Here is a 20,978-nt window from a genome sequence, read left to right on the forward strand (position 1 = left end):
GACCGCTTAAAAGCGAGGGCTGCTTCGCCCTGGAGCGCCAGCCCGGCCCAGCGGGAGCTTGCTCCCTCGCCACAGGTTTTCATGGATCCATGAAACAGCCGGGCCGGTTCATCCTCACATATCGGTACTTTCCATCGGTGCGTTCAACTCCTCTTCAGTCAACGACAGCACCAGCTCCGCTTCCTTGACCTTGCGTTGCAGGTCCAGGGCCTCGGATTGGCTGGCATAGGCCGACTCTTCGAGCGTCCCGGCGGCCTTCGCCTCGTCCAGCTCGATCTGGCTGGCAATGAACGTGTCGTCCAGGGCCTGGAAGGACGCCGCATGGTGCTGCTTGACGTAATCGATCCAGAAATCCCGGCCGACCAGCGACTGCATCTGCGCGGGCGAATCGTCCAGGGCCAGGACCCGGCGAGCCGCGGCGTCAAGCATGTCCGTGGTGACATTGGCCATAGCGGTAAAACGCGCGCCCTCGGGTTGCCCCGGCAATGCCAATCGGTCCTTGAGGCCCACGCGATAAGCCAGACGGACCTCGACCTCCTCGATCTGCTTCATCAAGCGAGTTCTCTGCGCAGGCGTGAGCCCCCGCTGAGCATTGATCGCATCGCGACGCCGCTGGATATCCTCCAGGGCAATGCGCTCCACTTCATCGAGGCGAAACAGCCCCTTGGCCAGTCGAATCAGTTCCGCGGCTTCATCACCCTCCACTGACAGCGTCTTGGCGTTATGGATCATCAATTTGATTTCCAGGTAACTGAACGACAATGCGGCACGATCCTCACATGCCGGCTCACCGGCCAGTTCGAACAATTCGCGACGTAGATCCGTGGAGTTTCCGATGGCTTCGAGCATCTGCCAGACACGGCGCTGCAGGTCCGGGTAGTTTTCCTGCCCCTGATAGGAACCCGCCAGCCGCGTCAACAGCTGGAAAAACTCCTCGGATCGTAGCTCACTGACCAGGCGTTGCCATAACGCCTTTCTGCTCTCCTGTTGCGCTCTGGATAATCCGAGCAACCAATGATCAACACCCGAGGGCCGCACCGCCAGCGGAACCACTTCGGCGCCAAATGCCCCCGGCAAACTGAGCGTGGCCCAGTCGGGGTGCAACAGGCGAAGATTCGTCCAATAGTCGCTCAGCCGTTGTCGAGCCGCTTCAGTCAGCGGGTTGCCCTGCAGCAGGGTCACGCTATTGAGGCGGGACGTGGCACGGGCGGCCTGGGGTGGCGGATCAATCAGCGAGTCCGGCACGTCGGTCAGTCGGTTGTCACGCAAATCAATCCGCTCCAGCGGCTGATTGCTCAAGCCGGTGGGCCAGGTATTGATGCGCGTTCTCCTCAGGTTCAATCCGCGCAGGTTGGGCATCGTGCTGAAGTCCGGCAATCGCTCCAAAGGGTTCAGATCCAGGTTGAGGATTTTCATCTTGGTCAACCCCCGCAGAATTTCCACGCTACGAGGCCTCAGGTTGATCTGGTTCAATGTCAGGAAGAGCTTGGTCAGATCTTTCATCTCTCCCACTGCCTCTGGAATATCGGTCAGCCTGTTGTAGGACATGTCCAACCAACGAAGGGAGGAGAAACTAGCAAGAAAGCTGTTACTGGTTTGCTGCGACAATCCCATACCACGGATGGCCAGCGAGGCCACATGGCTGAAATCGGCCGACAAGGCCGGTAACGACGCCACCTTGTCTCCCTCTATCCCCAAATTGAGTTCATACCCGATCCTGCTCCCATCGCCGGCACTGACGACCGGAATCTGGCGTCTCCAGCCCCGTTTGATCCGTTCAGCCACCGCTTGCTTGGCCTCTGGCCGCACCAATTGAAGCTCACCCTCCACGATTAACCACTCCTGGGTCGCCTTCCAATCGTCCAGATCCCGGCACAGCGTATCGAGCTCGATCTTGCGACGCTGAAGTTCAGCTACAGCGCCGTCGCCCAGCGATCGCAGCAAGCTGCGAACCTCCTCTCTCGTATAGTCCGGGTATAAATCCAACACCCGGTCCTTGGGCGATGGCGCCGAGCGAAACCAATCACGCAGCCCACTCAAGGGGTAGCCGACCTTGCCCGACACCAGGCGCATCGGCGATTGGAAGAACGGCTTGACGGGTGCCATTTTCAGGCGTTGCGCCAGCGCCCCCCGGTCCACTGGCGCTGCGCCAACCGCCGCTTGCAAAAGATCGCCCTGATGAATCGAAGGCCGCCCCATGGCCTCGCGTTCGGCGTCCGGCAGGGCATGCTGCAGGGCGGTGTAGAAGTCGCCCCACCCGCTCAGATCATTACCGCTATTGTCGTAGGACTTGTAGGCGTTACCGTCCTTGACCACGATCTTGGCCTGCGTCGACTCCAGCGGGCCGATACTGTCAACCAAGGCGCCGTTGGTCGAATACTGACGTAGCTCGATACGGACCGTGTCGCTCCAGCCAGGCAAGGATTTGAGGGTCGCCAACGCCAGCCGAGGCGTATCGTCCGTTGCCAGTGTTTCGTGGTACAGCCCCTCGTAAGCCCGGTTCAAACGTATTGCCCGCTGGAAATGGCGTAGCTCTTCGGCGATGCGCAGTGGGATGGGCTTGGTCTGGGCCGGATCGGTGAAATCCCAGCCGGCCATTTGCTGGCGTTCAGCAGGGTTGGCATGGGCCATCATCTGTTCGATGGCTGCCACTGGGACCGACGCAAAGCGCGCTTTGATCAGCGTGACGCGCGGATCATTCGATACCTCGCCCTTGGCGTAATGGTCGTTGAACAGCTGGGCTTTCTCGCGCACCGCCACCTGGGCGAGCGTTTTCCTCAGTCGCTGGGTTCGGGCCTCCAGGTTGGTTTTCGCCAATGGCGGGCTCGTCCCGGCCAGCAGGTCTTCTCCTGCTGCGTCTACCGCCTCGATCACATTGCTGGGAAACAGCGACGTATGGACTTTCTTGCTGGAAAGAACGACTTCACGCAGTACGATGCCTTCGTTCGATGGTCGGGCGTATTCCCAAAGGGCCTTGCCCGAACCATCCACCACCTTCAATTTCAGTGTCTTCGGCCACGGGCCGTAGCCGGTGAGCAGGTGCAGCTGCGACATCGGATCGGCTTGTCCATACTCCAGCGGATCCTCGCTTTGCATGTGCGCGATGAACTGGTCGACTTGTCGGGCGATGTTGAAGCGCTTGATCGTGTCCGCCAGTGCCGCAGACGGTGGCTCGCCCTCGACATGCAGCTGTCGCAACGCATTCTCGTGGGTGCCACTGGCGATGCGAATCCGCTCAAGCTCGGCATCACTGAAGTCCTTGACGCTGTGCCCCAGCCGCCGCATCAGGGTCGGGCCCTCCCAACCCTGCGGTCGCTCAAGTTCATGATTCCAGGCGCCGCGTCCATTGGTCGTCAGTCCGGGCCGATAGGCATCCGGGCCACGGGAGGGATGACGAATGCGATAACGATGGGTCGCCGGATCCTGCTGCACCTGATAATGGCTACCATCGAGCGGCACCACTTCCCGCCCCGCGACCGAGTGCAGCCCACGAGCATCTGGAAGGGATGTCGCCGCCGGTTGCAGATCGCTCCGGTAGGGACTCAGGTCGGGGCGCCAGAGACGCGATTGGCCATCGGCCAATCGGATCGGCTCCAATCGGTCCACCGCGCCCGACCATTGAACATGCGGCAGTACGGCGGCGCCCGTGGCGACAAATGCCGTATTGAGAGCCACGCTCGAAAAGTGCGCCCACATTTCCCGGGTCTCCCCGCGCTCGAATGCCTCGATGCCTTCGAACGCCTCATTGAACATCTGCACAGCGCCCACCGTCAGCATCAACGGTCCAAGGCCCGGCACCACGAATGCTGCCAGGTTGAGAACGTCGATCACCGCGCTGACATAACTGTCCAGGCGCGCCAGGCGAGCCTTTTTGTCTTCAACCCCGGTGGGCACCGCTATCGCCCGTGCATCGAGTTGGATCTTCTGGATTTGCCTCAGGCGCAACGATTCCCATAGGGGAGATGGGACGCCAGCGGTCTCCATCGGCAGATTGCGCAGCGACGACTTGAGAGGAAAATCGACCTGGTCGTCCGCCTCTTCGGAAGGTTGATAGAGCTGGTTGAACTGCTCGAAAAATAGCCCTTGCTGGCGCAACAGCACGAAACGACTGAAGAAACGACGATAGGCAATACCGTGCAGCCGCCGGCGCAAATCAGCCATGAACTCGCCACTGGACGCATATTCCTTGAGCGGATGCTCGGGATCGCCCGGAATGTACGCCACGAGCCGCTCGACTCGACGACTGCTCTCACGCTCCGGTCCGATCAACAAGGGGCCAACCAGTTCGAAGCCGAAGATTTTCAAAGACGTGAACGTGACGGCCCGACCATCAAGAGTGATCGATTCTTGATCGCCGACCACCTGTTGCATCATCAGGTAAGCGGCTTGGCTGATGTCCCCCTTGGCCCGGGCTATCTCGACGCAAAGGGCCAAGCCTTCCTTGTGATGATCACGCAGTTGGCGTTCCAACTGGCTGCGCGCTTGCGTGTTGGCGGGCCGGATGATCGCATTGACGTGCTCCTGATATTGGCGCCCCAGGTCGAGCTTGCGACACAGCTTGGCAAAGGCCTCGGGAGCGATCGGCAAGGCCCCTGCGCGAAAGGCACTGAGGGAAGGAATGACGTCGCCCCCGTAAAACGGACGCTGCGTGGTAATGAGGTTGCAGTCCCTGCAACCAGGCCTGTTTTCTTCGTCCGGCTCAAAATTGGCCAGCGCAGCCTCCAGCAGCGAAGTGCCGCGGTATTCGTAGCGATCGAAGTTGCTGCCCTCGCTATCCAGGACCAACGCGCCAAAAAAATCGCCGCGCACCTGGCGCCCGTACTTGCGGACGAAATAGACGTCGTTGACGTTCAGTGCCTGCTTGAATTCAGCCTGGATCGCCTGGTTGAGCAGCGGCTCGGCAAAATCGCGAATGTCCTGGATATCGCCCAGCACGCTGTCGACCTGGTTCAGGGTTTCGCGGTAGCGGAAATGGCGGCTCTCGAGGCTGGCCCTGGTCTCGTGGGTCGCCTTTACGTACCAGTCCGGAACGTCCAGTGCATGGTCGCTCAGCTCCTGCTGGCGCTGCACGATGGCCCCGCTGTACCAACCGGGTATACGGGTCTTGAGCAACTCGAAATGCAGGCCGGCATTTTCAGGGCGCACGAGTTTGGAAATGGGTTCTGGCATTGTCGGATCATCCTTGATGGTGGAAAACCCGAGCCTAACCAGCCTCTCAGCGGTGAGTGCGGTAACTATTTATAGCTTTTTCGACCCGAATGTCGTCCAGGCACGCCGCTTTCAACCCACCCAGCGCCCCAGTTGCTGACGCAGCCGACGGTTCTCGGCTCGCAGTGCCTGGACTTCCTCCAGCAGGTCCAGCGCCAGGGCGACGCCGTCCCATTCCAGCTCCAGCTCCCGGCGCAACTTGGCTGCACGTCGTGCCAGGACCAACTCGTAGTCGGTGAAACGCCAATCCGAGGGCGCCGCGCCGTGGGGTTCGAGGATGCCATGCTCGACGATTTCGATCACATGGACATCGGCCAATGCGGCGGCTTCGCAGAATTCCAGCAGGTTCAGTTCAATGATCGGGGTGTTCATGGTCTGCTTCTCCCAATGCTTCAACTGTCGAGTCTAGCCAGGATTGTGGCAAGGCTGGCTGTGGCTGTGGCTGTGGCTGTGGCTGTGGCTGTGGCGAGGGAGCTTGCTCCCGCTCGGCTGCGCAGCAGTCGTAAAAACCTGCCAACCGGTTTATAGGTGCACCGAATTGACTGGTTTTGGGTCTGCTTCGCAGCCCAGCGGGAGCAAGCTCCCTCGCCACAGGTTGTGTGTTCACAGGCCGCTCATCACCGGTCAGAAATTCTCCCGCGGGTCGAACGCGGCTTTCTTCGCCAATTCAGCCCACAGCGCCTTGACCGCTTCGTCGCCGGCCTTGGGCATCACGGCCTTGAGTTGCACGAACAGGTAGCCGCGCTCGCCGGCCTTGTTGCGCAGGCCGTGGCCCTTGGCGCGCATGCGCTGGCCGTTCTGGCTGCCGGCCGGGACCTTGAGGTTGATCCTGCCGGTGAGGGTCGGCACCGCCACTTCGGTGCCCAGCGCCAACTCCCATGGCGCCAGGGGCAAGGTGATGATCAGGTCTTGGCCCTCGACGTCGAACTTGGGGTGCGGGGCGAAACGAATCGTCAGGTACAAGTCCCCATTGGGGCCGCCACCGATTCCCGGCGCGCCCTGGCCCTTGAGGCGGATACGCTCGCCATCGGTCACGCCCAGCGGGATCTTCACGTTCAGGCTCTTGCTGGTGTTGCTCACGTGCTGGCCCGCCGCGTTGTATTGCGGCACCTGGAAGGTGACCTTCTTCGACTCGCTCGACAGGGTTTCTTCCAGGAAGATCGGTAATTCCATTTCCACGTCTTGCCCTCGACGGCCGGCGCTGCGACCTGACTGTCCGCCGCCGAAACCCGGCCCGCGATTACCGAAAATCGAACTGAAGAAGTCCGAGAAGTCCCCTGTGTCCTGGCCGCCAAAACCGCCACGGCTCTGCCAGCCCGGTGGCCCCTGGAACGGCTGGCCGTGCTGGCCATAGCGGCGCAGGTCGTCGTATTCGGCGCGCTTGTCGGCGCTTTTCAACGCTTCATAGGCTTCGGAGACGTCCTTGAACTTGGTCTCGGCGTCTTTCTCTTTGCTCACGTCCGGGTGGTATTTGCGAGCCAGCTTGCGGTAGGCAGCCTTGATCGCGCTGTCGTCCGCCGTGGGCTCGACACCCAGGATCTTGTAATAGTCTTTGAAGTCCATCTAAGCATCACCATCCGTTATCGATGTCGCACCGCCACGCACAGCCTGCCCGGATAACCGAACAGCGGGTTGACCGACCTCAAGATTGGGACCGGGCGGCACGTCAGAAGTTTATCGGCAGCGGGTGGCGGTTCTTGTACCGCCCATGGGCTACCAGGCTCATGCCAGCAAGTTTGGGGGTGAAACGCCGTCTTTCAAGGCCGATGATTGCGAATTAGCAGATAACCGGCCTTCGAATCCGCGCCGCACTGGCATACACTGCGCGGCCGTTTTTTCAACTGGAACCCGAAAGACATGAAAAACGCATCCCCGGCCCGTGCCTGCGGCATCGACTTTGGCACGTCCAACTCCACCGTCGGCTGGCTGCGCCCCGGCATGGAAACGTTGATCGCGCTGGAGGACGACAAGATCACCCTGCCTTCGGTGGTCTTTTTCAATCTCGAGGAACGCCGCCCGGTGTACGGCCGCCTGGCCCTGCACGAATACCTGGAAGGCTACGAAGGCCGGTTGATGCGCTCGCTCAAGAGCCTGCTGGGCTCCAAGCTGATCAAGCACGACACCAGCGTGCTCGGCACGGCCATGCCGTTCAAGGATCTGTTGGGGTTGTTCATCGGCCAGTTGAAGCAACGCGCCGAAGCCGCCGCCGGTCGGGAATTCGAAGAAGTGGTACTGGGGCGCCCGGTGTTTTTCGTCGACGATGATGAAATGGCCGACCAGGAAGCGGAAAACACCTTGGTGGACGTCGCCCGCGCCATCGGTTTCAAGGAAGTCTCCTTCCAGTACGAGCCTATCGCAGCGGCCTTCGATTATGAATCGACCATCGAGAAAGAAGAGCTGGTGCTGATCGTCGACATCGGCGGCGGGACCTCGGACTTCTCCCTGGTGCGCCTGTCGCCCGAGCGGCGTATGCATGACAACCGTCACGCTGACATCCTCGCCACCGGTGGCGTGCACATCGGCGGGACCGATTTCGACAAGCAACTCTCCCTGGCCGGCCTGATGCCGCTGTTCGGCTACGGCAGCCGCATGAAAAGTGGTGCCTACATGCCCACCAGCCACCACATGAACCTGGCGACCTGGCACACCATCAACGCGGTGTACTCGCAAAAGTCCACCCTGGCCCTGGGCAGCATGCGCTACGACATCGAAGACACCGGCGGCATCGACCGGCTGTTCAAGCTGATCGAACAGCGCGCCGGGCACTGGCTGGCGATGGAAGTGGAAGAAACCAAGATCGAGTTGACCCACACCGAGCAGCGTCACGTGCCGTTGGACCGGATCGAGCCAGGCCTGAGCGTGGACCTGAGCCGGGCCTTGTTCGAATCGGCCATCGACGGTTTGCTGGAACGGGTGCGCGGCAGCGTCACGCAACTGCTCAGCGATGCCAACGTGCGGGTCGATCAGGTCGACACGGTGTTCTTCACCGGCGGTTCCAGCGGCATCCCGGCGCTGCGCAACAGCGTCTCGGCGATGCTGCCCCAGGCGCGGCATGTGGAAGGCAATATCTTCGGCAGTATCGGCAGCGGGTTGGCGATCGAGGCGATGAAGCGGTATGGGAGCCAGGTCTGATCCCAGACCGAGGCGCCCCCTTCGCGAGCAAGCCCGCTCCCACAGTTTGACCGATTTCTTTCAGAAGAAATGCGATCGAACTGTGGGAGCGAGCCTGCTCGCGAAAGCGGTAGACCAATCAATACACCTACCGGATCAAACCATCCCCACCTGCTTCAACTCACTCTTGAGATACGCATAATAAATCGGTCCCGCCACCACCCCCGGCAAGCCGAACGCGGCTTCGAACACCAGCATTGCCATGAGCAATTCCCAGGACTTGGCGCTGATCTGCCCGCCAACGATACGGGCGTTGAGGAAGTATTCGAGCTTGTGGATCACGATCAGGTAACCCAGCGCCGCCACCGCCACCCAGATCGACAACGACAAGGCGACGATGGTGATCAGGGTGTTGGACATCAGGTTGCCAATCACCGGCAGCAGCCCCAGCAGGAACGTCATCACGATCAGGGTCTTGGTCAGCGGTAGCTGGATGCCGAACAGCGGCAGCACCACCGCCAGGAAAATCCCGGTGAAGAAGGTGTTGAGCAGGGAAATCTTGATCTGGGCGAAGACGATGTTGCGAAACGCCTTGACCAGCAGGTTCAGGCGATCGAACAGCGCCGCGGCCAGGGGCTTGCGCTTGGTCAGGTCGGGAATGCGCTGCAGGGCAACGATGGCCCCCAGCACCATGCCGATCAGCAAGGTCACGAACATGTGGGCAGCGTCCTTGCCCACCAGTTGCAGGTCGCTCAGGTGCTTGCTCACCCAGTCGCCGATGGCCACTCGGAACTCGGCGGCGCTGGCCGGTAGGTAGGCGTCGATGAACGGCGGCAATTGTCCACGGGCGCGGTCGACCACCGTCATGAACTTGTCCAGGGACGCGCCTGGGTTTTCTGCTTCATGGAGCAGGAAACTGAAGGCCCCGGCGAAAATCAACGAAAGCACACTGACCACCAGCGTGCCGAGCAACGCCACTGCCAGCCAGCGGGCACGGCGGCCTTCGATCAGGCGCTGCAACTGCGGGGTGAGCATGTTGACCAGTTCGAACACCAGCAGCCCGGCCAGCAAGCTCGGCAACAGGCGCAGCGGCAGCACCAGCAACAACCCACCAAAAATGATCACCCAACTGATCACCAACAACACATGACGCTGAGAAAACGTTGGCATACAGCCTCAGGACAAAACGGCGTGAAAGGATCGGCAGTCTGCCAGCGATCCGCGGGCAGCACTAGGGATTGTGTCGGCCGACCTTCGTCGCAGTTCAGGGCTTTTTTGTAACTTTTGCGTCGGCCCCATCGCGAGCAGGCTCGCTCCCACATGGGCAGGCCAACGCCGATCCACTGTGGGAGCGAGCCTGCTCGCGATGGGGCCCCACAGATCCAACACTTATTTTTTCTTCAGGCACTCACTCATGAACGCCTTTCGCGCATCGCCCTTCAGCGCCTGCTCGGTGGCGGTGGCGTTGCAGCTCTTCATGCGCTCCTGCGGGGTAGCCTTGAGGCAATTGCTCATGAACGCCTTGCGCTCGTCGCCCTTGAGCGCCTTGGCGGTGGCGTCGGCATTGCAGGTGGTCATCTTGCTCTGCTGCGCCGTCTCGGCGAAGCCCTGGGAACACAGCAGCAAACCGATCATCAACAAAGGCACACGAAGCATCTTCATGGTGTTTCTCCTGGCTGCCACACGAGGGGGTGGCGATGGGGTGGAGTGTAGACAACGCCTGTTACACCTCCCAAGAGATTCTCGGCGCCTGAACGACCGCTTTCGCGAGCAAGCCCGCTCCCACATTCGATCGAGTTTCTTCAGAAAGAATGCGGTCAATGTGGGAGCGAGCCTGCTCGCGAAGAACGATAACGCGGTCCAACGGGCTACACCCCGGCAGCCTTCAACCGCTCGGCATGCTCGACAAACAACCGGATCGGCTCGGCCCCCTTGCCCACCAGCCCCAGCGACTGGTTGACGATGTCGAAGTGGTCCAGCGGATAGTCGTCGCCGATGACCGTGCCCAGGTGGGAGCTGTAGCGTCCGACCAAGCCGTCGCATTGCCCCGCTTCCCGGACAAAGGTGCGGGCAAATAAACGGCACGTGCGGTGGGTGCCGTCGAACAGGTTGCGCCCTTTATCGGAGATGCCCGGCTGCAAGGTGCCGGACCACGAGTAATAGCGCACGCCATTGACCTCTTCCGGCCCCTGCCCGCCCCAAGTGAGCGGCAGCCCCTGTGGATAACGTTGGTTGAACAGCGCCACGCCAGCAGTGGTCAGGGAGACGTGGGACGCGTGGAGGTCCACCGGCAGCTTCGGCCCGCGATAGCCGGTGTCCAGCAGGCTCATCAGGGCGTTGATCAGGCGTAGCACGGCACTGAGCATGCGGCCCTTGGCGCTGTCGGCCGGGTAATGGCGCTGCAGGTAATCAGCCAGTTCGGAGCCGTGGTTGGGGCCGGCCACCGACGTGACCGAGGCCACCAGGTCCGGACGCTGGGCGGCGGCATAACGGGCGGTGAGGCTGCCCTGGCTGTGGCCGATCAGGTTGACCTTCTGCGCACCGGTTTGCCGCAGGATGTCGTCGATCACTGCCAGCAACTGCTCGCCGCGCACCTCGGACGAATGCAACGGCGAAACCTTTACCGCCACCACCACGGCCCCACCGCGACGCAACGCCGAGACGATGCCATACCAGTACGGATACAGCACCAGACGGATGAACCCGAGCATGCCTGGGACCAGCACCAGAGGGTAACGAGTGGCGCAGCGTTGCGACATGGCGACATCCTTGATCAAGAGGGGTCAGCATCGGTACTGATGATGACCAGTCTATGACACCCGGATGAATCCGTGGCGAGGGCGCTTGCTCCCGCTGGGCTGCGCAGCCGCCCCTTTCTCAAAACGTCCGCGCCAGCGCCAGCAAACGCTCCTCGGCCTCGGCGCAGGACAACGCAAAACTGCGCTCGGCCGACTCTTCGCCTTCGGCGGCCACCACCGTCACATCGGTGATGCCGATGAATCCCAGCACGGTGCGCAACAGCGTGTCGGCGTGGTTCATGCCCTCCAGTTGGCCGCCGGGGCCGAAACCAAAATCGCCGCGGCTGGTCACGATCAGCGCCTTCTTGCCCAGCACCAGCGGCTCGTAGTGCGACACGCCGTTATCCAGGCTGTGATTGAACGTCAGCCCGATGCGCACGATCTGGTCGATCCAGGCCTTCACGCCGCTGGGCACGCTGAAGTTGTGCATGGGCGCGGCGATCACCAATCGGTCATGGGCTTGCAGCTCCTCGACCAAGGCGTCGCTCAGAGCCAGGTCCGCCTGCATGATCAACGGTCGATTCTGGGGCTCGGGGTAGAACGCCGCCGCGATAAAGGCTTCGTTGACCGGCGGTATCACAGTCCGTCCAACCTCGCGGCGGGACAATTGGGATTGCGGGTTCGCGGCCAGCCACGCCGAAACAAACGCCTCGGCCAGGCGCCGGGAATGAGAACGCTCGCCACGGGGACTGCCATGCACCACAAGAATCTTGCTCATCTGAATCTCCTTTTATGCGGCTACAATCAACACTGCTTGTGCGGCGCAGATTGAAGCCCCGCGCTACCAGCAGACAAATGAGCGTTAGTTAACCTGGATGAGTTAATTTCATCCGTAGCGTTTTTCAGGAGAATCCGGATGTTCGCCAACTTGCCGCTCAACGCCCTGCGCGCCTTCGAATCCGCCGCGCGGTTGCTCAGTTTCAAGGCGGCCGCGGCGGAGTTATCGGTGACGCCTACAGCGATCTCCCACCAGATTCGAGCGCTGGAGAGTTGGCTGGGGCTGGTCCTGTTCGAACGCCTGCCCCGCCAGGTTCGCCTCACCGACGGCGGGCAACGCTTGTTCCACAGCTTGCACGGGGCCTTGCTGGAAGTAGCGCAAAGCGTCGATACCTTGCGCCCGCAACGCAGCACCACCCACCTGACCCTGTCCACCACCGCCGCGTTTGCCGCCCTGTGGCTGGTGCCGCGCCTGGGGCGCTTTTATGCGCGCCACCCGAACATCAACGTGCGCCTGGACACCCATTGCGAGGTGATCGACCTGCACCAGGACGCCAGCGTCGACCTGGTGGTGCGCTACAGCCTCGACGCCTACCCGAACCTGTACGGCATGTGCCTGTTCGATGAAAGCTTCGGGGTCTATGGCTCGCCTGAACAGGTGGCCCTGGCGGCCCGGCAGCCGCCGACGCTGATCAGCGTGCGCTGGCACAACTCCAAGCTGTACGCCCATGGTTGGGATGCCTGGTGCGCCCAGGCCGGGGAAGCCTGGCTCACCCGTCAGCCGTGCATCCGCGAGTACGACGAGGAGCACTACGCCTTGCAAGCCGCGATCGCCGGGCAGGGCCTGGTGCTGGCGAGCAATATCCTCGCGTCGCAAAGCATCGCCAGCGGCTTGCTGGTGGGCTATCGCCCGGACGTCCAGGTCAGCGGCGCCGGCTATAGCGCCCTGTGCGTCCCGGGCCGCGAACGCCATCCGCCGGTGCGGGCGTTCTTCCAGTGGTTGGGGGAGGAGGCGCGACTGTCCGGTTATGCGCTGAAAAATTCAGTAAAACTTTTTCAAGACCGCGTCACTCACATTTAGAGTGATCGCGCCAGCAGAGCGTGACGCCTCAACCGGATCAGCCTCCAGGAGAACGAGATGAGCGACATGCACTTATCCGATGTAACCACCCTGCGCGAACGAGCACGGCAGAACGTGCAGAACGGCGCCGTGACCGAAGGCTACGGCGCCGATCGCCAGGAGGTCATCCGCCTGCTCAACGAAGCGCTGGCCACCGAACTGGTTTGCGTGTTGCGCTACAAGCGCCACTACTTCATGGCCACCGGTCTCAAGGCCAGCGTGGCGGCCAGTGAGTTCCTCGAGCACGCGAACCAGGAAGCCGAACACGCCGACACACTCGCCGAGCGCATCGTGCAGCTGGGCGGCGAGCCGGAGTTCAACCCCGACCTGTTGACCCGCAACTCCCACGCCCAATACATAGCGGGCAACACCCTCAAGGAAATGGTGTACGAGGACTTGGTGGCCGAACGGATCGCCATCGACAGCTACCGGGAAATCATCCAATACATTGGCGAAAAAGACCCGACCACCCGGCGCATCTTCGAAGACATCCTGGCCCAGGAAGAAGAGCATGCCGATGACATGGCCGATATCCTGGCTGATCTCTGATACACCTGAGGGCCCCTTCGCGAGCAAGCCCGCTCCCACAGTTGAACCGCATTTCTCTGAAGGAACTTGGTCAACTGTGGGAGCGGGCTTGCTCGCGAAAGGGCCCTAAGCTTCATAACAATTCGCCGGCTACCGGGTAGGCTTGACCGTCACCGGCGCCTTGCCCGCCTTCATCTGTTCCAACAGCGGCGCGCACTGGTTCGGCTCTCCGCCGCTGGGCGCCACCAGCGCCAGCAACCCGGCCGCCGGCGCGGCGATCACGCCCAACGCCACCATGCCGGCACCGCGCAGCATCAGGGGCACGGCCTTGACCCCAGCGGCGGGCTTGGCGAACGTGCCCCGCACATACAAGGGCGAACGCAGGGAAATCAGGCGCCAGCCCTTGGACTCTGGGGTGATGGTCAGGTCCAACTGTTCACTCGCCATGTTCGCCGTGCCGTCGATGTAGATGATCGCGTTCTCGGTGTCGAACACGAACAGGCGCGTGGTCGCCAGGCCCGTCTTGATGTCGAAGTCGGCTGCCGCGCAGTTGATCTTCACTTCCTTGTCGCCAAAGATTTTCCCTACCACGTAGTTACCAACGTTCAGCCCCGCCAGCTCCATCAATTCCCGACTGATGGCGCCATCGTTGATGAGCATTTTCAGCGTGCCGTTGGAGGTGCCCAGCAACGCCGCCACCGAATTGCCGCGCCCGGTGATGTCGGCATCGCCATTCAATTCGCCGAAGCTGGTTTTCATCGGTTCGAAACCCGGGAACAGTTGCTTGAGCTTGAACCCCCGCGCCGTCAGCTTCGCCTGGCCTTCCAGCGGCCGGGTACGCCCGTCGAGGCGGATCTGCGCATCGAGGCGGCCACCGGCCACACCGAAACGCAGGGGCTCAAGACTCAACTGCCCGTCGTTGAGCACCAGATGGGTGTACAGGTCGGTGAACGGCAACTGCTCGCTATGGACAATGCGTTTGCCGGTGAACTCCACATCGGCGTCCATCACGCGCCAGCGCTCGGTGCGAAACTCTTCTACGGGCAAGACCTTGCCGGTCGGCTGTTTGCTGGCGCCGCCACGGGCCTTTTGCTCGGTGTTGGAGTCAGCACCGATCAACGGCGCCAAGTCGCTGAACAGCAGTTGATTGGAGACCAATGCGCCACTGAGTTTCGGCCGCGGTTGGCTGGCGACGTAAGCCAGGTCGCCATGGATATCGCTGTCGCCGATCTTGCCGTTGAACCCCTCATAGCGAAACAGCGCCCCACCCGGCTCATGCAGTTTGGCAATCAAGCGGCCATCGGTGGCGTAAGGCGGTGAGTCCGGCAGGGTCACGCCGGTCAGTGGGTAGAGCTGGGCGAGGCTGGTGCCCGCCAGTTTCAGGCGCAAGTCCAGGGCCCCGAGGTTCAGCGGATCGGTGAGGGTGCCCGCCAGTTCGACACGTGTGTCACCGACCTTCGCCTGGGCCTGGAGTGGAAAGGGTCGTGACGCATCCTTCAGTGCCAGCAAGCCACCGACCTTGCCGGAGCCGGTCAGGTTTTGCCCGTGATACTGCCCGTTGACCTTGAAGGCGAACGCGTAGTCCTGTGGCGTCGCGCCTTGGTCCTGGGCTTTTTTCGCGGCTTTGTCACCGACGATATCGCTGAACGGAATGGGTTTGCCCAACGGGTCGATCAACAGGTCGAGGCGGGTCTTGAGTGTCTGGTCGTCAAGGGTGACGTGCCCCTTGTCGAAACCAATGGCGCCAATGTCCACCACCCAGCTGGACGGCTCGGCGTCCGGGTCTTTCGGATCGAATTGGAAGGTCCAGTTGGCGCGACCGTCCGCCAGGCGCTGCAGATTGGCGTTGGGCTCCGTCAGGTCGATGCGTGGAATCGCCACTCGCCGGGCCAGCAAGGCCAGAGGCGAAACGCGCAGCTCGACACGCTTGAGCGTGACCATTTGCGGCGTTTTCGACCAATCCGGGTTACCCAGGCTCAAATCTTCGGCCACCACATGGGGCCACGGCAACCAGGCGCGCCAGCCACCTTCTTCCGGCTCACGCTGCCAGATCACCGCCAGGTTGCCGTTGATGGCGAAGGGACGATGCAATTCCTCGGAAACCTTGGCATTGAGCGGGGGCTTGATGCGGTTCCAGTCGAAGAAGGCGATGACCAGCACCAGCACCGCCAGCAGGACAACAAGGCTGGCAAAGCTCCAGGCGAGGATTTTCGAGGTGCGCGTCATGCACAAGGCTCCTGATGACAAGTCAGCGTCCGCAACCGCGGCGCTGTTTTAAATACGAACCTGCACCGGTTCGTCATGAAGTGTTGGACTGGCGAAACGGCCAACAGGTGCCGATGAACGGCACAAAAAGATGCCAGGATTCTGACTGATCGGCCAACAAACTGTTACCGCCCCCGCACATTTGCGAGGCACCGATGGGTACAAAATACCCACCACGGTGCAAAACAGCACCTTGGAAACGCCCGTTCTAGAGCCTTCGCCGCGAACAATCAATTCCGTTGATTATTACCATTGCGTTTATGAACTTTTATATCGACTTATCGAGAGTAGCATTGCCCTCGTACCCACTTTATCGCCCTCCCAAGGAGCAACGATCATGAAACGCCAATTACTGATGAGCCTGTCCCTTTCACTGCTGGCCTCTACTGCCTTCGCACTGCCAGCCTCCGAACAAGCCACGCCACAGGTCAAGGACAGCCATTCTGTCTACAGCCAGACGGTTGCCGAAGGTGGACGTGATCGCCTGGAAGAAAAAGGCCTGGCCGAAGACGGTTATGACCGTACCAAGCAGAGTGATACCGTGGCAGCTGACGGTTCCGACCGCACTCCAGGTCAAACCCTGGCAGCTGATGGTTCCGACCGCACTCCAGGCCAAACCTTGGCAGCCGACGGTTCCGACCGCACTCCGGGTCAAACCCTGGCAGCCGATGGTTCCGACCGCACTCCGGGCCAAACCTTGGCAGCTGACGGTTCCGACCGCACTCCAGGCCAAACCCTCGCTGAAGACGGTTCTTCGCGCACTAAAATGGGCGATACCGTGGCCGAAGGCGGTGGTGATCGTGTGATCGAACGCAACAGCACCGTGAGCTGAGCCCATGGTGGCCCAGAAAAAAGCCCGATTCCTGCAATCGGGCTTTTGACTTTTCAAGCCCTTCGTTTTCCCCGCCCGATCCCCCTCTACCGTTCGACGTCGGCAAAGCCGATTTGCTAGAGTGCACCGCTCCCGTGAATCAGAAGTCAGCCTTGCGATGCTGCCCCGCGCCGAACAGAAACAACAGACACGCATTGCCCTGATGGACGCAGCCCGTCATTTGATGGAGTGCGGCCGGGGATTCGGCAGCCTGAGCCTGCGGGAAGTCGCCAGGACGGCGGGCATCGTGCCCACCGGGTTCTATCGGCACTTCGAGGACATGGACCAACTGGGCCTGGCACTGGTCAGCGAAGTCGGCCAGACCTTCCGCGAAACCATCCGCCTGGTCCGCCACAACGAATTCGTCATGGGTGGCATCATCGATGCGTCGGTACGGATCTTTCTCGATGTGGTTCAAGTCAACCGATCCCAATTCCTGTTCCTGGCCCGCGAGCAATACGGCGGCTCCCTGCCAGTGCGCCAGGCCATTGCTCAATTGCGCGAAGACATCAGCTCGGATTTGGCCGCCGACCTGGCGTTGATGCCCAAGCTGCAGCACCTGGACCTGGCCGCCCTGGGCGTGATGGCCGATCTTATCGTCAAGAGCGTGTTCGCCACCCTGCCGGACATCATCGACCCACCCGCCCAAGCCCTCCCCGAACACCTCACGCCCCAAGCGAAAATGACCCAGCAACTGCGATTCATCTTCATTGGCCTCAAGCATTGGCAAGGGCTGGGTAGTACCGAATAACTATCAACGTACCTCCTCTGTGGGAGCGAGCCTGCTCGCGATGGCGGCGTCTCAGCCCAGCTTTCGGCAGCCGCTAGGCAATTTCTGTAGGAGCTGCCAACGGCTGCGATCTTTTGGTGCTTTGCCCCGCCAAACCCTCGGACATTTCCTTCAACACGCCGGGCTGTTCATGAACTAGGCAGCGCTCTCGAGCGCCGCTAACCTTTGTTCGTCATCGCAAAAAACGGTGATACGGACGTGCAAGTCCGATCTAGGAACGTATTCGTTATGGCTATTCGTCGAGCATTTTTCTATGCTCGCCGACTGTTATGGCGGCTGCGCGTGGGAGACCTTCGGGTCTGCCGGGTTCCTGGACCGGTCTTGCACACCTACGTACAGCTGCCACCCATTTTTCGACGTGCAATCGGAGGGTGCCGGCTCCACTTCCAGGAATTTTCACTATGTTCAAAGCAACTCCGAATCCCCCGCACAGCGGCCACAAGTCCCGCGTCGAAGCGCAGGAAGAAAAAAAGCTCGATGACGCCGCCACCCGCGCCCTCGACTACTACCTCAAGCCCAAGCCCACCTCACCGCCCGAACCCGATAAAAACCAGCTCTTCATCGTGTCCCCACACATCGACACCGAGACTCTGCTCGCCAACGCCTCCGAAGACCTGCTCTCCATCAGCACCATCGCCGCCGACCTGGCTGATGACGTGGATGACTCGCGGCGCTGCGTCGCCCTGGCGATCAGCCGCATGGCCGATGGGGTTCAGTTGCTGGTTGAGCGGGCGTTGGATCATCTGGAAACCAAGGAGATGGCGGCGCCTGGTGCCAAGGGGTAGCGCCTTGCTTTGATGCAAGCTGGGCCGACGCCATCGCGAGCAGGCTCGCTCCCACGGGGTTTTGTGTAGAGCCGAATATCAAGTTCAACACCAAGCCACTGCGGGAGCGAGCCTGCTCGCGAAAGCGGTGGACCAGACATATTGATGTCGACTGACACGCCGCCTTCGCGAGCAAGCTCGCTCCCACAGACGCTTTTGTGTTGGTCGCAAAATGGTGCACAGCCCCACGACGCGCACCAACATGGCACGCAATCCGCCCCATCCTGAAACGCCATCCCCAGATATTTCCTACACCCCCTTCGATTGGCAAGCCCCTTGCTCTCAACACAGCACCGTTCATTGCTGGAAGCACTCCGATGCTGGTGATTCACCGCAGAATCGACACTCAACCGCGCTGGGACGCCGAGCTGCACCTGACCTTCGACGCCCGCAGCAAAAGCCGTCTGCGCTGTTTCAGTGCCGAAGGTGAAGACGTCGGGTTGTTCCTGGAGCGAGGCCAGCCGCCGCTGTACGACGGTGAGTGCCTGCAGGCCGAAGATGGGCGCATCGTGCGCGTTTGCGCCCGCGCCGAACAATTGCTGCATGTCACCTGCGCCAATGCCTTCGAACTGACCCGCGCCGCCTACCACCTGGGCAATCGCCACGTGGCCCTGCAAGTGGGCAATGGCTGGTTGCGCCTGCTGGACGATTACGTGCTCAAGGCGATGCTCGAACAACTGGGCGCCCGCGCCGAAGCCATCGAAGCCCCGTTCCAGCCGGAACACGGCGCCTATGGCGGCGGCCATCATCACTCCCGGCACGGCGACGAAGACTTCAACTACGCGCCGCGCCTGCATCAATTTGGCGTGCGCACATGAACCCGGCCTGGGCGCTGCTGCGTCTGGCCAGCCCGCAGTTGCCGATTGGCGGGTACAGCTACTCCCAGGGTCTGGAAATGGCGGTGGACAACGGCCAGGTGAAAAACCCCGACGATGCACGGCGCTGGATCAGCGACCAATTGCTGCTGAACCTGGCACGCTTCGAAGCGCCCCTGCTGCTGGCACACTGCACCGCAGCCGCCGCTAACGATTGGGACACGCTGCGGCAACGCTGTGAAGAGCACCGCGCCAGCCGGGAAACCCGCGAACTGCACCAGGAAAGCCGGCAGATGGGCTACTCGTTGCAGCAATTGCTCGCCGGCCTGCCGGAACTCGACCGTGCCGCCCGGGACTTCCTTGAACAGCTCAGCCTTGGTCAGCGCAGCGAGCCGCACCTGGCACTGGGCTGGGCCCTGGCCGCCCGCGCCTGGCAGATCGCCCCCCAGGATGCCCTCGCCGCCTGGCTGTGGAGCTGGCTGGAAAACCAACTGGCGGTGCTGATGAAAACCCTGCCCCTGGGCCAGCAAGCGGCCCAGCGCCTGACCAGCGAACTGCTGCCGCTGTTGCAACAGGCCCAGCACGACGCCTCGAACATCGACCCCGACCATTACGGCAGCGCCGCGTTTGGCCTGTCCCTGGCGTGCATGGCCCATGAGCGCCAGTACAGCCGTCTGTTCCGTTCCTAGGAGACACACATGAACACACAACCTCTGCGCGTCGGTATCGGCGGCCCGGTGGGCTCCGGCAAGACCGCCCTGACCCTGGCCCTGTGCCTGGCTCTACGTGAACGCTACAACCTGGCAGTGGTAACCAATGATATCTACACCCGCGAAGACGCCGACTTCCTGGTGCGCAACGAAGCCCTGGCGCCAGAGCGGATCATCGGCGTGGAAACCGGCGGCTGCCCGCACACGGCGATTCGCGAAGATGCCTCGATCAACCTCGAGGCCGTGGACCAGTTGAACCGGCGCTTTCCGGGCCTGGACCTGATTTTGGTGGAGTCGGGCGGCGACAACCTGTCGGCGACCTTCAGCCCGGAGCTGTCGGACCTGACGATCTATGTGATCGACGTTTCCGCCGGGGACAAGCTGCCGCGCAAGGGCGGGCCGGGCATTTGCAAATCCGACCTGCTGGTGATCAACAAGATCGACCTGGCGCCGCTGGTGGGCGCGTCCCTGGAGATGATGGACAGCGACACCCGGCGGATGCGCAACGGCAAGCCCTTCGTGTTCAGCAACCAGAAGACCGGCCAGGGCCTGGACGACATCATCGCCTTCATCGAGCGCCAGGGCCTGCTGAGCGCCGCCTGATTTTTCCGACTGACAACAAGGAAGCTTAGCCATGACCTTCAAACGCCTCTTCGGTGCCCTTGCCCTGCTGCTGACCCCGGCCCTGGCCTTCGCTCACCCCGGCCATGGCGACAATGGCCTGATCGCCGGCCTCGGCCACCCCATCGGCGGGCTCGACCATTTGCTGGCGATGCTGGCGGTCGGCTTGTGGGCAGCGCAACAACAAGGCGCCGCGCGCTGGGCGCTGCCCTGCACCTTCGTGGGTACGATGCTGCTGGGCGGTCTATTGGGCTTTGAAGGCCTGAACCTGCCGGCGCTGGAAAGCGGGATCGCCGCCTCGGTGTTGGCCCTGGGCCTGGCGGTGGCACTGGCGGTGCGTCCACCGTTGAGCCTGGCGGTTGGCGCGACGGCCTTGTTTGCACTGTTCCATGGCGTGGCCCATGGCTTGGAACTGCCGGACATGTCGAGCCCGTGGGCCTATGCGGTGGGCTTCGTCGCAGCCACGGCGGCGCTGCATGGCGCAGGGTTTGCACTGGTGCGAGTGCTGCCACGCGCGGCGGCGCCATTGGTTCGGTTGGCTGGAGCAGCGTCGGCGGGGGCTGGGGTTTGGTTGTTGGCGGGTTGATTCTTTAGCGCCTT

The 20,978-nt window shown here is 61.9% G+C and carries 18 protein-coding genes; 10 read left to right on the forward strand and 8 right to left on the reverse strand.

All coding sequences use genetic code 11. The features are described from left to right. Positions 1 to 114: 114 nt before the first annotated feature. The 3 genes from HU715_RS26625 to HU715_RS26635 all read right to left on the reverse strand — a co-directional run bounded on the left by HU715_RS26625 (position 115) and on the right by HU715_RS26635 (position 6,771). Complete coding sequence (locus HU715_RS26625) at positions 115 to 5,169, reverse strand: NEL-type E3 ubiquitin ligase domain-containing protein (protein WP_186707787.1); 5,055 nt, start codon at positions 5,167 to 5,169, stop codon at positions 115 to 117. A gap of 111 nt (positions 5,170 to 5,280) precedes the next feature. Beyond that, complete coding sequence (locus HU715_RS26630; RefSeq protein ID WP_186707789.1) at positions 5,281 to 5,580, reverse strand: chaperone modulator CbpM; 300 nt, start codon at positions 5,578 to 5,580, stop codon at positions 5,281 to 5,283. A gap of 252 nt (positions 5,581 to 5,832) precedes the next feature. Continuing rightward, positions 5,833 to 6,771 carry a DnaJ C-terminal domain-containing protein gene (locus HU715_RS26635; protein WP_186707791.1) on the reverse strand — a complete coding sequence of 313 codons (939 nt, stop codon included), beginning with the start codon at positions 6,769 to 6,771 and terminating at the stop codon, positions 5,833 to 5,835. A 294-nt stretch (positions 6,772 to 7,065) separates the two neighbouring features. On the opposite strand from HU715_RS26635, the gene HU715_RS26640 reads away from it, so the two are divergent. After that, a complete protein-coding gene (locus HU715_RS26640; protein WP_186707793.1) occupies positions 7,066 to 8,340 on the forward strand; it encodes an Hsp70 family protein in 1,275 nt (424 codons plus the stop codon). Between the two features lie 135 nt (positions 8,341 to 8,475). Here HU715_RS26640 and HU715_RS26645 read toward each other — a convergent pair whose 3' ends face one another. The 4 genes from HU715_RS26645 to HU715_RS26660 form a co-directional block, all read right to left on the reverse strand. Then, positions 8,476 to 9,489 (reverse strand): AI-2E family transporter, encoded by a 1,014-nt coding sequence (locus HU715_RS26645; protein WP_186707795.1) that lies wholly within the window; start codon positions 9,487 to 9,489, stop codon positions 8,476 to 8,478. Positions 9,490 to 9,708: 219 nt separating this feature from the next. Continuing rightward, entirely contained in the window at positions 9,709 to 9,981 is a 273-nt protein-coding gene (locus HU715_RS26650; protein ID WP_186707797.1) for a PsiF family protein, read from the reverse strand. Positions 9,982 to 10,187: 206 nt separating this feature from the next. Beyond that, positions 10,188 to 11,078 (reverse strand): esterase/lipase family protein, encoded by an 891-nt coding sequence (locus tag HU715_RS26655; RefSeq protein WP_186707799.1) that lies wholly within the window; start codon positions 11,076 to 11,078, stop codon positions 10,188 to 10,190. Positions 11,079 to 11,196: 118 nt separating this feature from the next. Then, entirely contained in the window at positions 11,197 to 11,835 is a 639-nt protein-coding gene (locus HU715_RS26660; RefSeq protein ID WP_186707801.1) for an FMN-dependent NADH-azoreductase, read from the reverse strand. A 138-nt stretch (positions 11,836 to 11,973) separates the two neighbouring features. On the opposite strand from HU715_RS26660, the gene HU715_RS26665 reads away from it, so the two are divergent. Together HU715_RS26665 and HU715_RS26670 are read left to right on the forward strand one after the other, a co-directional pair. Next, positions 11,974 to 12,915: a LysR substrate-binding domain-containing protein gene (locus tag HU715_RS26665; RefSeq protein ID WP_186707803.1), complete on the forward strand. Its 942-nt coding sequence runs from the start codon at positions 11,974 to 11,976 to the stop codon at positions 12,913 to 12,915. Between the two features lie 57 nt (positions 12,916 to 12,972). Further along, positions 12,973 to 13,503, forward strand: coding sequence for a ferritin-like domain-containing protein (locus HU715_RS26670; protein WP_186707806.1), 531 nt, complete (start codon positions 12,973 to 12,975; stop codon positions 13,501 to 13,503). A gap of 129 nt (positions 13,504 to 13,632) precedes the next feature. Here HU715_RS26670 and HU715_RS26675 read toward each other — a convergent pair whose 3' ends face one another. Continuing rightward, positions 13,633 to 15,708, reverse strand: coding sequence for an AsmA family protein (locus HU715_RS26675; protein ID WP_186707808.1), 2,076 nt, complete (start codon positions 15,706 to 15,708; stop codon positions 13,633 to 13,635). A gap of 376 nt (positions 15,709 to 16,084) precedes the next feature. On the opposite strand from HU715_RS26675, the gene HU715_RS26680 reads away from it, so the two are divergent. The 7 genes from HU715_RS26680 (at position 16,085) to HU715_RS26710 (ending at position 20,964) form a co-directional block, all read left to right on the forward strand. Further along, positions 16,085 to 16,579 carry a hypothetical protein gene (locus tag HU715_RS26680; protein ID WP_186707810.1) on the forward strand — a complete coding sequence of 165 codons (495 nt, stop codon included), beginning with the start codon at positions 16,085 to 16,087 and terminating at the stop codon, positions 16,577 to 16,579. 157 nt (positions 16,580 to 16,736) lie between these two features. Continuing rightward, positions 16,737 to 17,369, forward strand: coding sequence for a TetR family transcriptional regulator (locus HU715_RS26685; RefSeq protein WP_053181528.1), 633 nt, complete (start codon positions 16,737 to 16,739; stop codon positions 17,367 to 17,369). Positions 17,370 to 17,809: 440 nt separating this feature from the next. Continuing rightward, positions 17,810 to 18,193, forward strand: a complete 384-nt coding sequence (locus tag HU715_RS26690; protein ID WP_186707812.1) for a DUF6124 family protein — start codon at positions 17,810 to 17,812, stop codon at positions 18,191 to 18,193. A 356-nt stretch (positions 18,194 to 18,549) separates the two neighbouring features. Continuing rightward, positions 18,550 to 19,050, forward strand: a complete 501-nt coding sequence (gene ureE, locus HU715_RS26695; protein ID WP_186707814.1) for an urease accessory protein UreE — start codon at positions 18,550 to 18,552, stop codon at positions 19,048 to 19,050. After that, positions 19,047 to 19,736, forward strand: a complete 690-nt coding sequence (locus HU715_RS26700) for an urease accessory protein UreF (RefSeq protein ID WP_186707816.1) — start codon at positions 19,047 to 19,049, stop codon at positions 19,734 to 19,736. The genes ureE and HU715_RS26700 overlap by 4 nt, the downstream gene beginning before the upstream one ends. A gap of 9 nt (positions 19,737 to 19,745) precedes the next feature. Next, on the forward strand, positions 19,746 to 20,360 hold the full coding sequence (ureG, locus tag HU715_RS26705; RefSeq protein ID WP_060739393.1) for an urease accessory protein UreG: 615 nt from the start codon (positions 19,746 to 19,748) through the stop codon (positions 20,358 to 20,360). A 31-nt stretch (positions 20,361 to 20,391) separates the two neighbouring features. Continuing rightward, positions 20,392 to 20,964, forward strand: coding sequence for a HupE/UreJ family protein (locus HU715_RS26710; protein ID WP_186707818.1), 573 nt, complete (start codon positions 20,392 to 20,394; stop codon positions 20,962 to 20,964). The last annotated feature ends 14 nt before the right edge of the window (positions 20,965 to 20,978 follow it).

The organism is Pseudomonas zanjanensis (assembly GCF_014268745.2).
Classification (GTDB): Bacteria; Pseudomonadota; Gammaproteobacteria; order Pseudomonadales; family Pseudomonadaceae; genus Aquipseudomonas; species Aquipseudomonas zanjanensis.

Bases quoted from the DNA above. Each gene is read 5' to 3' on its own strand.
- HU715_RS26625 (WP_186707787.1), bottom strand. From the start codon at position 5,169: ATGCCAGAACCCATTTCCAAACTCGTGCGCCCTGAAAATGCCGGCCTG.
- HU715_RS26630 (WP_186707789.1), bottom strand. From the start codon at position 5,580: ATGAACACCCCGATCATTGAACTGAACCTGCTGGAATTCTGCGAAGCC.
- HU715_RS26635 (WP_186707791.1), bottom strand. From the start codon at position 6,771: ATGGACTTCAAAGACTATTACAAGATCCTGGGTGTCGAGCCCACGGCG.
- HU715_RS26640 (WP_186707793.1), top strand. From the start codon at position 7,066: ATGAAAAACGCATCCCCGGCCCGTGCCTGCGGCATCGACTTTGGCACG.
- HU715_RS26645 (WP_186707795.1), bottom strand. From the start codon at position 9,489: ATGCCAACGTTTTCTCAGCGTCATGTGTTGTTGGTGATCAGTTGGGTG.
- HU715_RS26650 (WP_186707797.1), bottom strand. From the start codon at position 9,981: ATGAAGATGCTTCGTGTGCCTTTGTTGATGATCGGTTTGCTGCTGTGT.
- HU715_RS26655 (WP_186707799.1), bottom strand. From the start codon at position 11,078: ATGTCGCAACGCTGCGCCACTCGTTACCCTCTGGTGCTGGTCCCAGGC.
- HU715_RS26660 (WP_186707801.1), bottom strand. From the start codon at position 11,835: ATGAGCAAGATTCTTGTGGTGCATGGCAGTCCCCGTGGCGAGCGTTCT.
- HU715_RS26665 (WP_186707803.1), top strand. From the start codon at position 11,974: ATGTTCGCCAACTTGCCGCTCAACGCCCTGCGCGCCTTCGAATCCGCC.
- HU715_RS26670 (WP_186707806.1), top strand. From the start codon at position 12,973: ATGAGCGACATGCACTTATCCGATGTAACCACCCTGCGCGAACGAGCA.
- HU715_RS26675 (WP_186707808.1), bottom strand. From the start codon at position 15,708: ATGACGCGCACCTCGAAAATCCTCGCCTGGAGCTTTGCCAGCCTTGTT.
- HU715_RS26680 (WP_186707810.1), top strand. From the start codon at position 16,085: ATGAAACGCCAATTACTGATGAGCCTGTCCCTTTCACTGCTGGCCTCT.
- HU715_RS26685 (WP_053181528.1), top strand. From the start codon at position 16,737: ATGCTGCCCCGCGCCGAACAGAAACAACAGACACGCATTGCCCTGATG.
- HU715_RS26690 (WP_186707812.1), top strand. From the start codon at position 17,810: ATGTTCAAAGCAACTCCGAATCCCCCGCACAGCGGCCACAAGTCCCGC.
- ureE (WP_186707814.1), top strand. From the start codon at position 18,550: ATGCTGGTGATTCACCGCAGAATCGACACTCAACCGCGCTGGGACGCC.
- HU715_RS26700 (WP_186707816.1), top strand. From the start codon at position 19,047: ATGAACCCGGCCTGGGCGCTGCTGCGTCTGGCCAGCCCGCAGTTGCCG.
- ureG (WP_060739393.1), top strand. From the start codon at position 19,746: ATGAACACACAACCTCTGCGCGTCGGTATCGGCGGCCCGGTGGGCTCC.
- HU715_RS26710 (WP_186707818.1), top strand. From the start codon at position 20,392: ATGACCTTCAAACGCCTCTTCGGTGCCCTTGCCCTGCTGCTGACCCCG.